22 protein-coding genes are annotated in these 18,899 nt (G+C 44.7%); 17 read left to right on the top strand and 5 right to left on the bottom strand.

What is annotated here, in order from left to right; all coding sequences use genetic code 11:
- Positions 1–16: 16 nt before the first annotated feature.
- From recF to dnaA, 3 genes are read right to left on the bottom strand one after another with little or no spacing between them, the layout of a single operon-like run.
- Positions 17–1,033 (bottom strand): DNA replication/repair protein RecF, encoded by a 1,017-nt coding sequence (recF, locus tag UM402_RS00275; protein ID WP_322295362.1) that lies wholly within the window; start codon positions 1,031–1,033, stop codon positions 17–19.
- Between the two features lie 59 nt (positions 1,034–1,092).
- Positions 1,093–2,196 (bottom strand): DNA polymerase III subunit beta, encoded by a 1,104-nt coding sequence (gene dnaN, locus UM402_RS00270; protein WP_053954098.1) that lies wholly within the window; start codon positions 2,194–2,196, stop codon positions 1,093–1,095.
- 28 nt (positions 2,197–2,224) lie between these two features.
- Positions 2,225–3,598: a chromosomal replication initiator protein DnaA gene (dnaA, locus tag UM402_RS00265; RefSeq protein ID WP_053954097.1), complete on the bottom strand. Its 1,374-nt coding sequence runs from the start codon at positions 3,596–3,598 to the stop codon at positions 2,225–2,227.
- A 424-nt stretch (positions 3,599–4,022) separates the two neighbouring features.
- On the opposite strand from dnaA, the gene rpmH reads away from it, so the two are divergent.
- The 6 genes from rpmH to UM402_RS00235 are packed head-to-tail and all read left to right on the top strand — an operon-like array spanning position 4,023 to position 9,554.
- Complete coding sequence (rpmH, locus tag UM402_RS00260; RefSeq protein ID WP_011235863.1) at positions 4,023–4,157, top strand: 50S ribosomal protein L34; 135 nt, start codon at positions 4,023–4,025, stop codon at positions 4,155–4,157.
- Positions 4,150–4,524: a ribonuclease P protein component gene (gene rnpA / locus UM402_RS00255; RefSeq protein WP_053954096.1), complete on the top strand. Its 375-nt coding sequence runs from the start codon at positions 4,150–4,152 to the stop codon at positions 4,522–4,524. Before rpmH ends, rnpA begins: the two co-directional genes overlap by 8 nt.
- Positions 4,479–4,790: a membrane protein insertion efficiency factor YidD gene (yidD, locus tag UM402_RS00250; RefSeq protein ID WP_074668967.1), complete on the top strand. Its 312-nt coding sequence runs from the start codon at positions 4,479–4,481 to the stop codon at positions 4,788–4,790. The genes rnpA and yidD overlap by 46 nt, the downstream gene beginning before the upstream one ends.
- Complete coding sequence (yidC, locus tag UM402_RS00245) at positions 4,787–6,457, top strand: membrane protein insertase YidC (RefSeq protein WP_322295361.1); 1,671 nt, start codon at positions 4,787–4,789, stop codon at positions 6,455–6,457. Before yidD ends, yidC begins: the two co-directional genes overlap by 4 nt.
- 17 nt (positions 6,458–6,474) lie before the next feature.
- Positions 6,475–7,848: a tRNA uridine-5-carboxymethylaminomethyl(34) synthesis GTPase MnmE gene (gene mnmE / locus UM402_RS00240; protein WP_058576671.1), complete on the top strand. Its 1,374-nt coding sequence runs from the start codon at positions 6,475–6,477 to the stop codon at positions 7,846–7,848.
- A gap of 26 nt (positions 7,849–7,874) precedes the next feature.
- Positions 7,875–9,554, top strand: coding sequence for an FUSC family protein (locus tag UM402_RS00235; protein ID WP_058576465.1), 1,680 nt, complete (start codon positions 7,875–7,877; stop codon positions 9,552–9,554).
- On the opposite strand, the gene UM402_RS00230 is transcribed toward UM402_RS00235, so the two are convergent.
- A complete protein-coding gene (locus UM402_RS00230; protein WP_053954478.1) occupies positions 9,537–9,788 on the bottom strand; it encodes a GIY-YIG nuclease family protein in 252 nt (83 codons plus the stop codon). The two genes, UM402_RS00235 and UM402_RS00230, sit on opposite strands and share 18 nt — an antisense overlap.
- 76 nt (positions 9,789–9,864) lie before the next feature.
- Here UM402_RS00230 and gloA point away from each other — a divergent pair, with 76 nt between their 5' ends.
- Positions 9,865–10,416, top strand: coding sequence for a lactoylglutathione lyase (gloA, locus tag UM402_RS00225; protein ID WP_058576464.1), 552 nt, complete (start codon positions 9,865–9,867; stop codon positions 10,414–10,416).
- A gap of 64 nt (positions 10,417–10,480) precedes the next feature.
- Here gloA and UM402_RS00220 read toward each other — a convergent pair whose 3' ends face one another.
- On the bottom strand, positions 10,481–10,975 hold the full coding sequence (locus tag UM402_RS00220) for a beta-lactamase hydrolase domain-containing protein (protein ID WP_053954480.1): 495 nt from the start codon (positions 10,973–10,975) through the stop codon (positions 10,481–10,483).
- Between the two features lie 55 nt (positions 10,976–11,030).
- Between UM402_RS00220 and UM402_RS00215 the strand changes: the two genes are divergently transcribed.
- From UM402_RS00215 to atpH, 10 genes are all read left to right on the top strand, one after another.
- On the top strand, positions 11,031–11,480 hold the full coding sequence (locus UM402_RS00215) for a flavodoxin domain-containing protein (RefSeq protein WP_058576463.1): 450 nt from the start codon (positions 11,031–11,033) through the stop codon (positions 11,478–11,480).
- Positions 11,481–11,869: 389 nt separating this feature from the next.
- Positions 11,870–13,765, top strand: a complete 1,896-nt coding sequence (gene mnmG / locus UM402_RS00210; protein ID WP_058576462.1) for a tRNA uridine-5-carboxymethylaminomethyl(34) synthesis enzyme MnmG — start codon at positions 11,870–11,872, stop codon at positions 13,763–13,765.
- 9 nt (positions 13,766–13,774) lie between these two features.
- Positions 13,775–14,395, top strand: coding sequence for a 16S rRNA (guanine(527)-N(7))-methyltransferase RsmG (gene rsmG / locus UM402_RS00205; protein WP_058576461.1), 621 nt, complete (start codon positions 13,775–13,777; stop codon positions 14,393–14,395).
- A gap of 45 nt (positions 14,396–14,440) precedes the next feature.
- Positions 14,441–15,235, top strand: a complete 795-nt coding sequence (locus UM402_RS00200) for a ParA family protein (RefSeq protein ID WP_053954484.1) — start codon at positions 14,441–14,443, stop codon at positions 15,233–15,235.
- An 18-nt stretch (positions 15,236–15,253) separates the two neighbouring features.
- Positions 15,254–16,132, top strand: a complete 879-nt coding sequence (locus UM402_RS00195) for a ParB/RepB/Spo0J family partition protein (RefSeq protein WP_053954485.1) — start codon at positions 15,254–15,256, stop codon at positions 16,130–16,132.
- 169 nt (positions 16,133–16,301) lie between these two features.
- Positions 16,302–16,688 carry an ATP synthase subunit I gene (locus UM402_RS00190; RefSeq protein WP_058576460.1) on the top strand — a complete coding sequence of 129 codons (387 nt, stop codon included), beginning with the start codon at positions 16,302–16,304 and terminating at the stop codon, positions 16,686–16,688.
- Between the two features lie 12 nt (positions 16,689–16,700).
- A complete protein-coding gene (gene atpB / locus UM402_RS00185; RefSeq protein WP_053954487.1) occupies positions 16,701–17,498 on the top strand; it encodes a F0F1 ATP synthase subunit A in 798 nt (265 codons plus the stop codon).
- A gap of 74 nt (positions 17,499–17,572) precedes the next feature.
- A complete protein-coding gene (atpE, locus tag UM402_RS00180) occupies positions 17,573–17,827 on the top strand; it encodes a F0F1 ATP synthase subunit C (RefSeq protein ID WP_053954488.1) in 255 nt (84 codons plus the stop codon).
- Positions 17,828–17,864: 37 nt separating this feature from the next.
- Positions 17,865–18,335: a F0F1 ATP synthase subunit B gene (atpF, locus tag UM402_RS00175; protein WP_053954489.1), complete on the top strand. Its 471-nt coding sequence runs from the start codon at positions 17,865–17,867 to the stop codon at positions 18,333–18,335.
- A gap of 18 nt (positions 18,336–18,353) precedes the next feature.
- Entirely contained in the window at positions 18,354–18,887 is a 534-nt protein-coding gene (atpH, locus tag UM402_RS00170; protein WP_053954490.1) for a F0F1 ATP synthase subunit delta, read from the top strand.
- The last annotated feature ends 12 nt before the right edge of the window (positions 18,888–18,899 follow it).

The raw sequence follows: 18,899 nt of genomic DNA, 5'->3' as shown, positions 1-18,899 counted from the left end.
AGTTATTATCTCGATATCATTCGTTTATTGCCCCATGTTCCACGTGGAACATTTTGGGCGATTTTTGAAATTTATCCGACAACTGCTTTCCAGTAATCGCTGTGACAAACACCTGCGCATTTAATTTTTCTAACTGCTGGCAAAACAATCGTTGATTATCCGCATCCAGTTCAGATGTCAGATCGTCCACTAAGTAAACGCAAGATTCGCCCTTAACAGACTGAAAATGCTTCCCCTGCGCTAACTTTAATGCTGAAACCAACGTCTTTAACTGCCCTCTGGACAATCTGTGTTTTACATCCACGCCATCGGCTAAAATTTTAATATCCGCCTTGTGTGGACCCACTGACGTAAAGCCATATTTCTTATCTTTCTCTGTATGGCCTTCTAAGGCCGAAAAAAGTGATTGGGTACTATCCCACCCTTTTTTTAGTCGAACCTCGATTGTAACATTTGAGAGGAAAGATTTCGCTAATTCTTGTATATAATCCGACAGTTCTTTCAAATAATTTTCACGACTGACACTAATGAGTTCACCATAGTAAGCAAGTTGCTCGAGCCAGTACTTATCTTGTGTTGCAGACGCTGAGTATTGCTTTAATAAACTGTTACGCTGTTTCAGTATTTGAGTGTAAGAAACCCAGTTTTTATAAAACGAATGTTCCACGTGGAACACTCCCCAATCTAAGAACTGACGTCTTAAACTAGGTCCTTCTAAAAGAATATCGACCGACTCCGGAGTCAAAAGCTGAACCGGCACCAAACGTGCGACCTCAGACATTTTTGTTGCGTTGGCATTATCTAAACGCAACGTCTGATCACCGGAAGTAGTCCGACGAACTCCTATAGAATGGTTTTCCGTACGACAAAATATCGTGAATTGATCCGCATGTTCATTTATCAGCTGACGAAATCCACCGGGCCGAAAAGAACGACCAAAGCCTAATAAATAAATCGCTTCTAAAAGGCTTGTTTTACCGGACCCGTTACTGCCGGTAATTAAATTGATATGTCTATCAGGAGAGGTAGCCACTTCCTTAAAGTTTCGAAAGTGGCTTAAATTGAGAGATTCAATAAACATCTACGATGATATTACAGGCGCATTGGCATTATTACGTAACAACATGAGTCATCATGCTGCGGCTCAATCAATGCACTGCTGTTAGAGTCTGACAGTGTGAAAGATACCTGTTCCTCATCAATGTTGCTCATGACATCAAGTAAGTAACTAACGTTGAAACCGATTTCCAAGTCATCGCCCTGGTAGTCGACCTCAATAATTTCTTCCGCTTGCTCTTGCTCTGGGTTAGTTGCGGTAATGCAAAGCTCACCCGAACTTAAGTTTAAGCGAACGCCTCTGAATTTTTCATTCGATAAAATAGAGGCGCGACTGAATGCATGGCGTAAAATATCGCGGTCAGCCACAACCACTTTATCACCGCCGCTAGGTAATACACGACGGTAGTCAGGGAATCGGCCGTCTACTAATTTACTGGTGAACATAAGCTCAGGTGTTTCAACACGAATATGATTATTACCGATAGACACCGTAACTTCGTGTTCGTCATCGCCTAGTAAACGAAGTAGTTCAACCACCCCCTTTCTTGGAACAATCACCTGTCTTTGAGTTAAGCCCGGCTGGTCGATGGCACAGGTGCTCATCGCCAAACGGTGGCCGTCAGTTGCGACCGAGCGCAGCATACCGCTGTCCGTTTCGAACAACATACCGTTTAAATAATAGCGAACATCCTGATTTGCCATGGAGAAATGTGTTTTCTCCATTAAGTCTTTTAAAATACCTTGCTCTGTCACCAGCTGGATATCGCTTTTCCAGTCGTCAATATTCGGGAAATCATCAGCAGACAGGGTGCTGAGTTTAAATTTACTGCGGCCGGATTTTACGGTTGCGCTGTCGCCTTCAGCAGTAAATTCAATAACAGAGCCATCGGGTAAACTACGCACAATGTCCACTAGCTTTTTAGCTGGCACTGTTACCGATGCATCCATATCTGCCGACTCTAGCGCTACAGACGACACCAGTTCTACTTCCAGGTCCGTACCTGTCAGTTTCAACTGACCGTTCTCAACCTGTAACAATAAGTTAGCAAGAATAGGTAAAGTGTGACGTCTTTCTACTGCGCCACTAACAACTTGCAGTGGCTTTAAAAACGCATCGCGATTGATAGAAAATTTCATGACTCATTCCCCTGTAATGACGACATGCTTAAGACGACAACGTCCGTATTAAATTACGATAATCTTCTTTTATGTCGTTCTGAGCATCTTTTAATTCTTGTATTTTTCGACACGCATGGAGCACAGTTGTGTGATCCCGACCACCGAACGCGTCCCCTATTTCCGGCAAGCTGTGGTTGGTCAACTCTTTAGCTAACGCCATTGCTAATTGCCTTGGCCTTGCCACCGATCGGCTACGACGTTTTGACAGGATATCAGCCAACTTAATGTTGTAGTACTCAGCCACCGTCTTTTGAATATTATCAATAGTAACCAGTTTTTCCTGCGCTGCGATAAGGTCTCGTAATGCTTCTCTCACAAAATCGATGGTTATTGGACGACCGGTCAGTTGGACATTTGCAACAACTCGATTCAAAGCACCTTCTAATTCACGAACATTGGAACGTAGTCGTTTTGCGATAAAAAACGCTACTTCATGCGGCATATTTAAACCACGTTCTTCGGCTTTGCGCATTAAAATCGCCACCCGCGTTTCCAGCTCCGGTGGCTCTATGGCAATGGTCAGTCCCCAACCAAAACGTGACTTTAAGCGATCCTCCACCCCTTCTATTTCTTTCGGGTAATGGTCGCTGGTCATGATTATTTGCTGATTTCCCTCCAGCAGAGCGTTAAAGGTATGGAAAAACTCTTCCTGAGACCCTTTTTTATTCGCAAAAAACTGAATGTCATCAATTAGCAAAGCATCGACCGACCGATAATAGCGCTTAAACTCGTTCGTTGAACTATTTCTGATGGAGTTAACCATGTCCTGAACGAAACGCTCTGCTCTAATATAGAACACTTTGGCACCTTTTTTATGCGCCATAATGCCATTACCGACAGCGTGTAATAAGTGCGTCTTACCGAGACCCGTACCACCGTAGACAAATAACGGGTTATAGACACCACCAGGGTTCTCAGCAACCTGAATAGCTGCCGCGCGCGCTAACTGATTCGATTTACCTTCAACGAAATTATCGAAGGTGTACTCTGGGTGGATATTGCTTTCAAATTCTTCCGCGGACTCGTTACTACTTCCCGAAAAACCGGTCGCTTTTTTACGAACAGCTGCTGCTCGCTTTTGCACCGATGCCACTGAAGAAGAGCGGCCGTTAGAGACTTCACCGACTTTCAAAACCACATTCGGGGCGGTTTCACCATTACAAAGGTTTGAAAGGTAGTCGTTAATGGTTTTTAAGTATTTGTCGCGCACCCAGTCAACCGAATAGATGTTCGGCGCAAATAAGGTAAGCGTGTCACCGTTTTGTTCGGCTTGAAGTGGTCTGATCCACGTGTTGAACTGCTGTAACGGAAGCTCCGATTGCAGTCGCTCTGCACATTGTTGCCAAAGCGAATTATTCACACTCTTCTCCTGGATCGTTTATTTATTATAGTATTCATCGATTGTACTTCAGTCATTCGCTTTCCGCTAGTCAAAATGCGTTGAAAACGGCATAAATAAAGGATTTTTTTATTTTATAAAGAGCTATAACTCTGGCTTATATTTTGCTTTAAAAGCGCTATTACAAAATAAACAAAAATTAGAAAAAGTGCATAACTCAAAATTTATCCACATTAAAGAAAACTTAACCGATATAATTGTGGATGACGTCAATTTGCGAAAATCGTCAAAAAGTCAGCGAAAAAGGCTAATAAATGCACGCGTATTCGTTGACTAGCGGGGAAAAGATCGGTAAGATCCGCGCTCTAAAAAATTCCCGTCACGTTTGGTTTCAACTTTTTCGGCCAGCGTGGGAACTAGCAAACTGACCGATGGAAGATTAGTTATGAAAAGAACATTTCAACCAAGCGTATTAAAGCGCAAGCGCTCTCACGGTTTCCGTGCTCGCATGGCAACTAAAAACGGCCGTAAAGTATTGGCTCGCCGCCGTGCTCGTGGTCGTAAAGTATTGAGTGCTTAAGAGTATCTCATACGGACGGGAGTTACGTCTGCTAACTCCCTCTGACTTTCAGACTGTATTCTCAAACCCTCCTGTAAAAGCTGTCACTTCTCACATTACTATGTTGGCAACGCCCAACACGAAAGGCCATCCTCGCATCGGCGTTACTATTAGTAAGAAACGAGCCAAACGCGCTGTTGATCGCAATCGTATAAAACGCCAAATGCGCGAGACTTTTCGCTTAAGCCAACATAAACTACCGGCTTTTGACATTGTTATTATTGCCAAGCCAGGTATCGTTGAGCAAGATAACGCCGCTTTACGGGATACGTTGAATTATTTATGGCGAAAATTAGCAAAGCGCTGCGTGCAGTACCAATCGCGCTAATTAAAATCTACCAATGGGTCATAAGTCCGTTACTTGGACCGCGTTGTCGATTTTATCCGTCATGTTCACATTACGCCTGTGAGGCTATTGAAAAACACGGTACAATCCGTGGAGTTTTTCTTGCCACCAAGCGAATCGGTAAATGCCACCCCGGTCACCCGGGCGGTTACGACCCCGTCCCTCCTTGCGAGCAAGAACAAAAAGCTAAAACAGAAAATAACAGTCAATCATTAACGAAACAGCCAACAGAGACGAAATCACTATGAATTCGCCACGTTCAATATTATTTATTGCCTTTTTAGTGGTGTCATTTTTCCTTTACCAAAATTGGGTTGTGGAATCGGCACCAGGTACAACGGCTCCAACAAATTCTGAGTCTACGCAGCTGCAAGCTGCTGACAGCGCAGGCTCAACTGACGTTCCAAGCGGTTCGGTTGCTGCATCCAGCGATGTGCCTGAAGCCGAAGGTGTACCGAAGACGTCAAGCGCTACTACTATTCACGTTGAAACCGATGTACTAGACGTTCAAATAGATACGCGTGGCGGCGATATTGTTTCTGCAAAATTGCTGCAGTTCGCAAAAGAGCTCGACTCTGATAAACGTTTTCAGCTACTGCAAAACGAATCAAACGCCGTTTATATTGCTCAGTCTGGATTAATCGGTGCTGACGGTATCGATAATAAAAAAGGCCGCGCCGTATACAACTACGAAAAAACCGATTATTCATCGACGTCTGAAAAATTAGAAGTGCCTTTGACTTACACAACTGACAACGGCGTGGTCTATCGTAAAATATTCACCTTTACACCGGGTCAATACGACGTCGATGTTCGTTTCGAAATTGAAAACAACTCAGCAGAAACGTTAAGCACTCAGTTTTACGGTCAATTAAAGCGCTCGATGGGAACTGGCGAAAGTGGCAGCATGATAATGCCAACCTACTTCGGTGCCGCTTATTCTCACGACGACGACAAGTTTGAGAAATATGACTTCGAAGATATGCAAGATAAGCGTTTGGATGTCACCTCTCAAACGGGTTGGGTTGGAATGCTGGAGCATTACTTTGTTTCTGCGTGGATTCCAACGCAACAACAAACTAATCGTTTATTCTCGCGTGTTGCCAATGGCTCGCAAGCTATTATCGGTGTGGTTTACCCTGCTACTCAGGTAAATCCAAACAGCACTGAAACTATTGAATCTAAACTGTATTTGGGTCCGAAAGACCAGGACTCAATGGCGCAGTTAGTCGAGCACCTGGATTTAACCGTCGACTACGGTTTCCTTTGGTGGTTAGCGCAACCCATTTTCAAATTACTTCAGTTCTTACAAAGTATCGTTATTAACTGGGGTCTGGCTATTATCTTAACCACGGTTATTGTAAAAGCGCTGCTATTCCCGCTGACCAAAGCACAGTACGTGTCTATGGCGAAAATGCGTATGCTGCAGCCGAAAATGACTGAGCTTCGTGAACGTTACAACAGTGACCGCCAGAAACTGTCTCAGGAAATGATGAAACTGTACAAAACAGAAAAAGTGAACCCACTTGGTGGTTGTTTGCCAATGCTGTTGCAGTTACCTATCTTCCTGGCACTTTACTGGGTACTTCTGGAAAGCGTCGAATTGCGTCATTCAGAATTCATTTTCTGGATTCAGGACCTATCGACTAAAGACCCTTACTACATACTGCCTATACTAATGGGTGCGAGTATGTTCCTGATGCAACGTCTGCAGCCAACGCCGGCAACAGACCCTATGCAACAGAAACTGTTCCAGTATATGCCTGTTGTCTTTACCGTATTCTTCCTGTGGTTCCCATCAGGTCTGGTACTGTACTGGTTAGTCAGTAACTTAATTACCATTGCACAAATGCTGATTATCTACCGTGGGCTAGAGAAGAAAGGCATGATGGTAAGAGGTAATAAGAAGAAATAAACATGATAGACAGCAACATGGACGATACCTTTAGCGATGACACCATAGTCGCTCAAGCGACACCACCCGGTCGCGGTGGTGTTGGTATTGTCCGTGTTAGTGGTTCGGCTGCCACCCAGGTCGCCGAACAGCTATTAGGCCACTGCCCAACACCTCGTAAAGCTGAATACCTTCCCTTTTATGACAGTAACAATGAGTTACTGGACGAGGGTATAGCGCTGTTTTTCAAAGGTCCTAATTCCTTTACCGGTGAAGACGTTTTAGAGCTTCAGGGGCACGGCGGACCGGTATTAATCGACATGATTATAAAAGCGATACTGGAAATGCCTGGTATTCGCCCTGCTCGCCCCGGTGAGTTCAGCGAACGAGCTTTTATGAATGACAAGCTCGACTTAACTCAGGCAGAGGCCATTGCCGACCTTATCGACACCAACTCTGAACAAGCCGCAAAAGCCGCATTACAAAGCTTAAAAGGCGAATTTTCTCACCGGGTCGATCAGCTCGTTGATGCGGTTATTCATCTTCGTATGTATGTCGAAGCCGCTATCGATTTTCCCGATGAGGAAATCGATTTTCTTTCTGATGGCAAAGTATCAGGTGATTTGGCTGAAATTATCGATCAGTTGTTCCATATAGAACAGGAAGCACGACAAGGCACTTTAATGCGCGAAGGCATGCGGATCGTTATTGCCGGACGCCCCAACGCAGGTAAATCCAGTTTACTTAATGCGCTGGCGGGACGCGAGTCGGCCATAGTCACTGAAATTGCAGGCACCACTCGCGACGTATTGCGTGAGCACATTCAAATAGACGGCATGCCGTTACATATTATTGATACGGCCGGTTTACGCGAAAGCCCGGATCAGGTTGAGCAAATAGGTATTGAACGTGCCTGGGACGAAATTCGCCAAGCCGATCGTGTACTGTTTATGGTCGATAGTCAGGAAACCTCGGCAATACACCCTGACGATATTTGGCCGGAGTTTTTTGCCCAACTGCCCGACGACATGCCTTACACCGTTATTCGTAACAAAGTCGACTTGTCCGAAGAGCCCACGGGTATTGACGAACATAACGGTATTCCGGTTGTTCATTTGTCAGCAAAAACCGGCCATGGCATAGAGCTGTTACGCGAACACCTGAAGCATTGCGTCGGTTACAATGCAACGTCGGAAGGCAGCTTCATGGCACGCCGCCGTCATTTAGACGCACTTGCCAAAGCGAAAACACATTTGCTGCAAGGTCAGGAACAGTTAGAAGCCAATATGGCCGGCGAAATACTCGCAGAAGAGCTACGTTTAACGCAGCAACACCTAAACGAGATAACCGGTGAATTTACTTCTGATGACCTACTGGGCCAAATTTTTGGGTCGTTCTGTATCGGTAAATAAACAAACCGACAAATAAGGACTCTTTTTTGAAAGACAGCTTAGCGCAATGGGGGTTTGACTACGTCCGTTTACGGTTTGGCTTTCGAACCGGCGTTGCTGCCTGTCTGTCTCTTCTTTTTGCCTGGGCGTTAGGTCTGGAACACCCTCAGTGGTCCGCTATGACGGTTTGGGCGGTATCGCAACCTACCCGTGGTCTTCTTATAGAAAAAGCCGCATACCGGGCATTAGGGACTCTGCTCGGAACCTTATTTGGTATGGTGCTGGTAGTTACCTCAGGCGGTGATATTCTTTGGTTAGTCACAGGGCTGACATTGTGGGTAACGCTGTGTGTTTACACGGGCAATCTCCTGCATGGGCTTATCTCCTACGGTACTATTTTGGCAGGCTACTCGGCCTCTATGGTGGTGCTTCTAACCCAAAGCCCGGATGCCCTTATTCCGCTGGGTATTGACCGCCTGCTGACCGTTTTCGTTGGAATTATTTGCTCTTTAATCATTGGTTTTCTATTCACTTACAAGCGTGCTGAACAAACCATCATTAATGAGTTACGTCGGCACACGGCCGCTAACCTATATGAGCTTGCTCAAGCCTTCTCAGACCCCAAAAATACCGCCATTCAACTGGATAAAAAACTGTCAGAACTGGCTAACTTAGAGTCACAACTGTTAGACCACGGTACCGGTTCAGTTAGCGCTCACGAGTCAGCAAAAACCATTCGCCAGGTTATCAACACCCAACTTGGTTTTATCACCGAATTACAAATACAGGGCTTTGAAGAAAATAACGAAGTAAGTACCCACTTACTTGAAGCTTCAAATAAAATAAAAGCGTCTGTACACCGAAAGGATATTTTAAGTTCGTTAAATAATGCCTATAAGGCAATGCAAAATGACGCAGTAAAACGTCGTTTTAAAGAGTTTATCGATGCAACCGAAGAGCGCTTATCGTTCAAAGATACGGGCAAAACCGCTAATTCAACGTTACTTTCAACGACATTACTGCACAGAGACTGGCGTGGCGCTCGTCACTCTGCCATTAGAACCTGCATAATACTGGCTATAATTGGGGCGTTATGGTGGTACACCCATTGGTTTCAAATGGCTTATTTAATGCTTGGTGCATCGGTCATGTTGACGCTGTTTTCAACCGCTGATAACCCTGCCCTGACCATGAGATACGTATTTTTTGGGCAAAGCGTCGGGGCATTAACGGCTGTAATGATGCAAGCAAGTGTCTGGCAATTTAGTGACTCAGTTTTGTGGATGCTCATTGCTATTATGCCGATTATTCTACTGGGTGGTTTCCCCATGTCCCATCAAAAAACGGCCAATGGTAGCATGGATTTTAACTTAGTTTTTTTACTGCTCATGCAACCGAGCGTGCCCTATATATTCAATTTGAGCCACTCAATAACCATTGCATTAGCAGTTATATCTGCGCCACTTTTAGCAATGTTCGCTTATCGAATTATTTATCCAACCAGCTTGAAAAAGCGCTATAACCAACTGTTTGACTTACTGGAAAAGGAAATCGAAGAACTAAACCAAACATCACTTACTTTAAGCCAATACAAACGCCGCAAAGCGCGCTTTTACCATCGTATATTTAAGCTCACTCAATTGGCTGACAAGCTCGCAATAAAGGACAAAAGTCCTATTATTCAACAATTACTGGAAGGCCAGAACCGGTTAAACGCGACTGGCTAGTGCGACTTTTTCAGTACGTTTCATTCGTTTTATCGCCGCTTCTCTTTGGCAGGCAGATGAACGTGATTCATGTGGCTCGGACCAAAATAAACGAACCGGTCGACGGCTTTTCGTGTATTTCGCTGCTTTTTTATCGTCACCGTTATGCTCATCGACACGCCGTTTTAGATCCTTTGTGACGCCGGTGTAGTAAGTATTATCAGAGCATTTAAGAATATAAACGTACCACGACATGACTTGAACTCTTTGGTAATCAACCTCAGATAACAGTGTACCAAGAGAGGCATATGAGACCCAGAAGGATTCCATTATGAGCAGACATTTCGATGAAGCAAAAGGTTTATCTGAAAACCATGATCCGGCGACACACGATTTTGTGTTCAACCAAACCATGTTTCGCATTAAAGACCCAGAGCGCACGTTAAAATTCTACAGCGATGTACTGGGCATGACATTAGTGAAACGCCTCGACTTTCCGGAAATGAAGTTTACGCTGTATTTTATGGCGTCTATGTCGCCGGAGGAGCGCAGTGACTGGTCAACAGACCACGATAAGCGTATTGAGCAAACCTTTGGTCGCCCGGCCATGTTAGAACTGACTCACAACTGGGGCGACGAAAACGACGATTCTGTTTCGTACCACAGCGGTAATGAAGAGCCAAAAGGGTTTGGCCATATTGGCTTTGCGGTACCTGATATTGATGCCGCCTGTGAGCGTTTTGAAGAAATGGGTGTGGAATTTCAGAAGCGTCCAAACGACGGTAATATGAAAGGCATTGCCTTCATTAAAGACCCGGATGGCTACTGGATTGAGATATTTACGCCAGAGCGTCAGCCTGAGTTACTCAAAGAACATTTATAAAACAAAAAGCCAGTTCATAGCGTTTTCACGTTTTTGAACTGGCTTTTTTACCTTCTTTAACTATTTACTGAGAAAGCATACCTTTTACTTTCGCTTCTAACGATGTCATTCCATGCTCTTTACCGACAGCGATTGCGTCATCAACTGACATGCCGTCTAACCAACCTGCTCGTAATGCCATTAATGCCCCGACCCGGTTGCTTGATGCACAGTGAACCAATACATTCTTGTCACTGTTTTTAAGTAATATGCGATCGACCATACGAGCATTTGCCAGCGTCACACCGTCAGCGCCGTTGACAGGAACATGGTAATACGCCATGCCATTTTTTGTGACAACAGCGGCTTCATTACTGTCCGTCATTTCTTTTTGAGACAGCAAATTAATAACCACCTCACCACCATTGTTAGCGAACTCAGACAATTGCGCGTCTGACGGCGTACCCATAACCCAAAGGTTATCAGAGACTTGTTTAGGTGACTCAATACCAGCATGAGCATTCATTGAAACTAAAACCGCACTCATAAGTACTAATACATTAACGAAAGCTTTTACCATAATTGTTCTCCTGTATGATTCGTATTTTTCTAATATAGCAAAGGTAACGCGAAATATGGCTGTTTTACATCTATTAGTTGGCACAACCTCTGGAAATACTGAATTTTTAGCCGACACAATAAGTGATGAGCTGATTGAACAGGGCTTTGAAACAGAACTTCATTACGAACCTGAACTGGAAGCCCTACCAACCTCAGAGCCTTGGTTAGTGCTGTTATCCAGTCATGGTGCTGGCGATTATGCCGACTCTATGCTCGATTTTTACGACGAAATTACGGCTCCACAAACACCGGATTTAAGCGATCTTAATTACGCAGTTATTGCCATTGGTGAGTCTTCTTATGACACCTTTTGCCAGGCTGGTCGTCACTGTGACGAACGTGTACAGGAACTTGGTGGTACCCGAATGTTAGAGCGATTAGAAATAGATATGCTGCAAGACGATCCAGAACAAAAAGCGGCACAGTGGATCCCTTCAATGACGGATGCGTTAAAGGCTCTGTGATCATACCCACAGGCTTTTGCACAGACTTGTACAACTGTGATTAAGATAAGTATAAGATCAGTTAAGCACTGTCCACGAGGTGGGTATAACTGTGGGGACAATTCGATCTGTGTATAACTACCCTAGTTATCCACGATCTATGATCGGGGTTATTATCCAGTTATCTACACTTTTTGATCGCTCTGAACGCCTTGAATATAAAAGCATTCAGCGATCTATTCACAGAAAACCGCTGACTAGTAGTAATAGTAATAAAAGATCTAAATAAGATCCTTTATTGATCTTTTTTTAGATCAAAACCAGTGAACGAAATTTAACCGTTTCGATCTGAGTCAAAGCACGTTAAAATACTCGGCTATTTTTCTCTTCTTTAACGAAAGGTCATTTAAATGTCACAACAGAGCCAACAACACTTTGATGTTATTGTTGTCGGTGGAGGACACGCCGGAACGGAAGCCGCGCTTGCTGCCGCACGTTCAGGTGTTAATACCCTATTGCTTACGCACAATATTGATACTTTAGGACAAATGTCTTGTAACCCCGCTATTGGCGGCATAGGGAAAGGTCATTTAGTTAAAGAGATTGATGCTTTGGGCGGTGTTATGGCTAAAGCCGCCGACAAAGCAGGCATTCAATTCAGAACATTGAATTCATCAAAAGGCCCGGCGGTACGTGCAACACGCGCTCAAGCTGACAGACAGCTTTATAAGCAAGCCATACGCTATGCACTAGAAACGCAACCCAACCTGTCGATATTCCAGCAAGGGTGTGATGATTTGATCGTAGAAAACGATCAAGTCACCGGTGTCGTTACCCAAATGGGGCTTAAATTCACGGCTAAAACCGTTGTATTAACGGTAGGAACCTTCCTGGGCGGTCAAATTCATATTGGTTTGGATAATTACCAAGGTGGTCGTGCAGGTGATCCTCCGGCAAACGCATTGGCGAAACGCTTGCGTTCACTGCCTTTGCGAGTAGAACGACTGAAAACCGGTACACCGCCACGTATTGCCAGTCATAGCATTGATTTTTCAGTGATGCAGGAACAACCCGGTGATAATCCAACGCCGGTATTCTCCTACATGGGTTCTCAGGCCGATCATCCTGAACAGATCCCTTGTTATATCACCCATACCAACGAAAATACGCACGACATTATTCGTTCAGGGCTCGACCGATCGCCCATGTATTCAGGAGTAATCGAGGGCGTAGGACCACGGTATTGTCCATCAATAGAAGACAAAATTATGCGATTTGCCGACAAAGGATCGCATCAGATTTTTGTTGAACCAGAAGGGTTAAATACCTTCGAAGTTTACCCTAATGGTATTTCTACAAGCCTGCCATTTGATGTGCAACAGCAGTTGGTTCGTTCCATTAAAGGGTTTGAAAATGCCCACATTACGCGTCCGGGTTACGCCATTGAATATGATTATTTCGATCCGCGAGATCTAAAACAGTCTTTGGAAACCAAAGTTATTAATGGCTTGTTCTTTGCCGGACAAATTAATGGCACTACAGGTTACGAAGAAGCCGGAGCGCAAGGCCTTATCGCTGGTCTTAATGCGGCATTACAGGCACAAGATAAAGAGTCCTGGTCACCACGTCGCGATCAAGCCTACATGGGCGTATTGATCGACGATTTATCGACTCTGGGAACCCAAGAACCGTATCGCATGTTTACGTCTCGAGCGGAATATCGTTTGTTGCTGCGGGAAGATAATGCTGATATTCGTTTAACAGAAATTGGTCGAAACCTGGGCTTAGTTGATGACGAACGCTGGGCAGCATTCAATGAAAAAATGGAAGCGGTTGAGCAGGAAAAACAACGTTTAAAAGCGACCTGGGTTCATAAAGATCATCCAGCGGTCGAGCAAATTAATGCGTTAGTGAAAAGTCCGGTCACGAAAGAAGTTAACGGTGAAGAACTGTTACGTCGCCCGGAAATTCATTACAAAGATTTGGCTAAAACAGAATTTTTCGCCCCGGGAGTAACTGATCCTGCAGCTGCTGAACAGGTAGAAATTCAAATTAAGTACGCCGGTTATATTTCTCGTCAGCAGGATGAAATTGCAAAACAGCAACGACATGAAAATACGCTGCTGCCCTCGCCGTTCGATTACGCTAAAATTAAAGGCTTATCGAACGAAGTCATTGCGAAACTGAATGATCATCAGCCGGAAACCGTGGGTAAAGCAGCTCGTATATCAGGTATAACGCCGGCCGCAATTTCCATGTTATTGGTGCATCTTAAAAAACAAGGGTTATTGCGCAAAAGTGCTTAAGGATTGAGTGTGGAAGAGCAGTTAAAGCAGTATTTACAGCAAGCTGACATAACCCTGACAGACCAACAAGTTCAACAACTAGTCGCGCTTGTTGGTTTTATAGACAAGTGGAATAAAGCGTACAATTTAACCAGTGTCCGTAATCCGAACGATATGCTAACGCGGCATGTTATGGACAGTGTGACAGTACGCCCATATTTGCACGGACGGCGCTTTATCGATGTAGGAACCGGTCCGGGTTTACCGGGACTGCCGCTGGCTATAGCGGAGCCAGACAAAGAATTTGTATTACTGGACAGTTTGGGCAAGCGAATTCGTTTTATTCGCCAGGTTTGCCATGAACTCAAACTTGATAATGTCACGGCTGTTCAGGCCCGCGTAGAAGAATATCAGGACGAAACTCAGTTTGATGGCGTTATCAGTAGAGCCTTTGCCTCGCTTAATGATATGCTGAGTTGGTGTCAGCATTTACCGAAAAAGAACGGTAAATTTTATGCATTGAAAGGCTTATACCCTCAAGATGAGTTGGACGAGTTGACTGAGGGTTTCGAAGTCGATGATATTCAGCAAATTAACGTTCCGGGCATTGACGCGAGCCGACATATCGTCATTATAAGCAAACGGTCGTAAAACCGAGCGTCGAGTCGACGACAACAACAAGAGGTTACCAAACCCGTGGCTACAACCATTGCTATTGCAAACCAAAAAGGTGGCGTTGGAAAAACAACAACAGCGGTGAATTTAGCGGCTTCCATGGCTGCGACTCGCCGTAAAGTGCTGCTTATTGATTTAGATCCACAGGGTAATGCCACTATGGGCAGCGGCGTCGATAAGTACGACGTTGAAAACACCATTTACGAACTGCTGATAGAAGAAAAGCCGGTCAAAGACGTTGCTATCACCGACACCAACGGTAAATACCATCTTATTGCCGCTAACGCAGACGCTACTGCCGCTGAAATAAAGTTAATGGAAGTCTTTGCTCGTGAACTGCGTTTACGAAATGCATTGAAGTCCGTAGATGACAGTTACGACTTTATTTTTATCGACTGCCCGCCCTCACTGAACATGTTGACCGTGAATGGTATGGCGGCAGCTGACTCTATTTTAGTTCCTATGCAGTGCGAATATTATGCATTGGAAGGTCTAACTGCATTGATGGAAACCATCCGTCAACTTGCTGATGTTGTGAACCCGGGGCTTGAAATTGAAGGCATACTACGAACTATGTATGACCCTCGTAACCGCCTGGCAAATGATGTGTCAGAACAGTTAAAAAATCACTTCGGCGATAAAGTGTATCGCACGGTTATACCCCGTAATGTGCGTTTGGCCGAGGCGCCATCTTTTGGTGCACCAGCAATGTATTACGATAAGTCGTCCACGGGTTCTAAAGCCTACTTGTCACTGGCCGGTGAGCTTATTCGGCGAGCAGAAACAAAAAATAACAGCGTTGTAGAAGAATCTTAACAAGGGAATTTATTCAGCATGTCGGCAAAAAAACGAGGACTGGGTCGCGGTTTAGATGCGCTTTTAACGAGTAACCAGCAAAACTCTGAGCGTCAATCATCAGAACAAGTTTCTGAAGAAGCAAAAGGGGAACTTCAAAAGCTGCCTATTGAGCAGCTGAAACCGGGCCGTTATCAACCTCGTAAAGACATGTCACCGGAAGCGCTGGAAGACCTAGCGGCGTCGGTTAAAGCGCAAGGCATTATTCAGCCGATTGTGGTACGCCCGACCGCTAAAGACGAATATGAAATTATTGCTGGCGAACGACGCTGGCGTGCCGCGCAACTGGCGAAGCTTGATATGGTGCCTTGCTTAGTGAAAGAGGTACCCGATGAAGCTGCCGTTGCTATTGCCTTGATTGAAAACATTCAGCGTGAAGATTTAAACGCTATGGAAGAAGCAACCGCATTACAGCGACTGCTCGATGAGTTCCAAATGACGCATCAAGATGTAGCACAGGCGGTTGGTAAGTCGCGCACTACTGTGACCAATTTATTACGTCTCAATAACCTTGAAGATGGCGTTAAAGTGCTTTTAGAGCGCGGTGACATTGAACTTGGTCATGCTAAGTTATTGCTTGCTTTGCAAGGTGAGCAGCAAGCTGATGTTGCGCAGCAAATAGTAGCTAAAGATATGACTGTGCGTGACGCTGAGAAATTAGTCCGCCGTACTATCGACCCCCCCAAACAACCTGAAAAACCAGAACCCGACGCGAATATTGAACATTTAGAAACCAAGTTGTCAGAAACACTTGGGGCGAAAGTGCAAATCAATCATGGTCGAAAAGGTAAAGGTAAGCTGGTTATCAACTATACAAGTCTTGATGAATTGGACGGAATACTGACTCACATCAAGTAAAAATCCGCATCTTACTGAAACGTGTAGAACTTTTGTTAAATGGCATAGAAAACAACGCCTACAGCCAAATTTGTTTGCAATTTCGGGGTAGATCTTTATACTAGCGCCAGTTTCATTACAGCTGTTTAAAAGCTGTGCAACAAGCGCCGCCAGTTAAAAGGTTTTCATCGTGACACAGGCATTAAATGCGGTAGGCAAACAACTGGCAGGAAAAATCGTTGCAACACAATTTGTGGTGTTGCTTGTTGCATCATTAGTCACGATAACAATTTTTAGCTTACAGTCAGGCCTTGGTGTTTTATCTGGTGGGCTGTCAGCGGTAATACCCAACGCTCTATTTGCAGTCATTGCGTTTCGCCATGCAGGGGCAAGAGCGAATAAAAAAGTCGTCCAGAGTTTTTTTGTGGGTGAAGGCGTAAAGTTAATTTTAACGGCAGTGCTACTCGTATTAGCGTTGCTGGTAACAAATTTTAATCCTGTGTGGTTACTGGTGGGCTTTGTTTTAACCGTCATCATGCAGTGGATTGCACCAATTTTGTATTTAAAATCAACGTAACTGGGAAACAACATGATAAGTGGAGAGCAAACTCCGACTCAGTATATCCAGCATCACCTTCAAAACTGGACGGTGGGTGACGGTTTCTGGGCGGTTAATGTCGATACTATCTTCTGGTCTGTGTTACTGGGTGTGCTGTTTCTGTGGAGTTTCCGCAGAGTAGCGAAAAAATCCTCTGCGGGGGTACCTGGTAAGTGGCAATGCTTTGTCGAAATGATTGTCGAGTTTGTCGACAACAGCGTCAAAGAATCCTTTCACGGTAAAGATAAATTGATTGCGCCTTTGGCCTTAACCATCTTCGTCTGGATATTCCTGATGAACCTGATGGATTTAATTCCGGTCGACTGGTTACCAACAGCAGCCATGTATGGCGGTTATTGGTTAGGCTTTGTGGACGATCCGCACGATGTGTACATGAAAGTGGTACCAACCACAGACTTGAACACAACTTTTGCCCTGAGTTTAAGCGTCTTTGCGCTAATCATTATCTACTCAATTAAGTACAAAGGTGTGAAAGGCTTTGCTAAAGAAATGACGTTCACACCATTTAACCACTGGGCGTTAATCCCGGTAAACTTTGTACTGGAAAGTATCACGTTATTGGCAAAACCAGCGTCACTGGCGCTACGTTTGTTCGGTAACCTTTATGCGGGTGAGTTAATCTTCATTCTTATTGCAATGATTGGTTTTTGGCAGCTACCAGCGCACTTTGCCTGGGCGGTATTCCACATTCTGGTCATTACATTGCAAGCGTTTATTTTCATGATGCTGACTATTGTTTACTTAAGCATGGCATCATCTGAACACTAAGTTTTAATACGTTTTAACCAAAAAGTTTTTGTTTTACTTTTTAACTTTAATCTACTGAAAAACTGGAGAAATCAATGGAAACTGTAGTTGCTTTTACTGCTATCGCTGTATCAATCATGATCGGTCTTGCTGCACTAGGTACAGCACTTGGCTTCGGTATGCTGGGTGGTAAATTCCTGGAAGCTGCTGCTCGTCAACCTGAACTAGCGCCTCAGCTGCAAGTTAAAATGTTCATCGTAGCGGGTCTTATCGATGCTATCGCGATGATCGGTGTTGCGGTTGCATTGCTATTCACTTTCGCAAACCCGTTCTTAACTCAGTTAGGCTAAGCGCGATTCGACGGTCACCAGATAAAGGAGGTCCGTTGTGGATATCAACGCAACTCTAATTGGACAAACGATCGCGTTCATCGTGTTCGTGTGGTTCTGCATGAAATTCGTGTGGCCACCGATCATCAATGCTATCGAAGAGCGTCAGAAGAAAATTGCTGACGGTCTAAATGCGGGCGAACGCGCTCAAAAAGATTTAGAAAAAGCCCAGGAAGAAATTGCTGAGCAGCTAAAAGAAGCGAAACAGCAGGCAGCTGAAATCGTTGAACAGGCGAAAAAGCGTGGCGCTAAAATCGTTGAGGAAGAAACTCAACGTGGTCACGAAGAACGTGAAAAAATCGTTGCGTCTGGTCACGAAGAAGTGACTGCTGAGCGTAATCGCGCTCGCGAAGAGCTGCGTAAGCAAGTTGCTGTTCTTGCAGTAACTGGGGCTCAGAAAATCATCGAGCGTGAAATTGATAAAGACGCTCACAGTGACATTGTTGAAAAACTGGTCGCTGAACTTTAATAAAGGGGTTTAGAGCTTATGTCAGAATTGACTACGGTCGCTCGCCCCTACGCTAAAGCAGCTTTTGATTTTGCTTTGGAACAAGGAGCGCTTGATAAATGGGACGAAATGCTCTCTTTTGCTGCCTCGGTAGCACAAGATGACATTATCGCGTCTTTCTTGAGCAGCTCTGCGACTGTTGGGAAAACCACGGAAGTATTTTTAGGTGTTTGCGGCGATGAAATCGACGAAAACGTTAAAAACTTCCTGAAGGTTATGGCGGAAAACGAACGTTTACCGGCACTCCCGGCGGTTAGTGAGCTTTATCAGGCGTTTCGTGCAGAATATGACAAAGAAGTCACTGTCGATGTCAAATCAGCCACTCGTTTGCTCAAAGCGCAGCAAACAGAGTTAAGCAAAGCACTGGAAAAACGTCTGCAACGCAAAATTAAGCTGAACTGCAGTGTTGATAAGTCCATCATTGGTGGACTGGTAATTGAAGCAGGTGACACCGTTATCGATGGCACCTTGCGTGGCAAGCTCGATAGACTTGCCACCGCACTGCAATCCTAATTGGGGACTTGA

This window comes from Idiomarina sp. OXR-189, assembly GCF_034373425.1.
GTDB lineage: Bacteria > Pseudomonadota > Gammaproteobacteria > Enterobacterales > Alteromonadaceae > Idiomarina > Idiomarina zobellii.
Note: the sequence above shows the minus strand (reverse complement) of the source record. Positions and strands in the feature narration are given on the sequence as shown.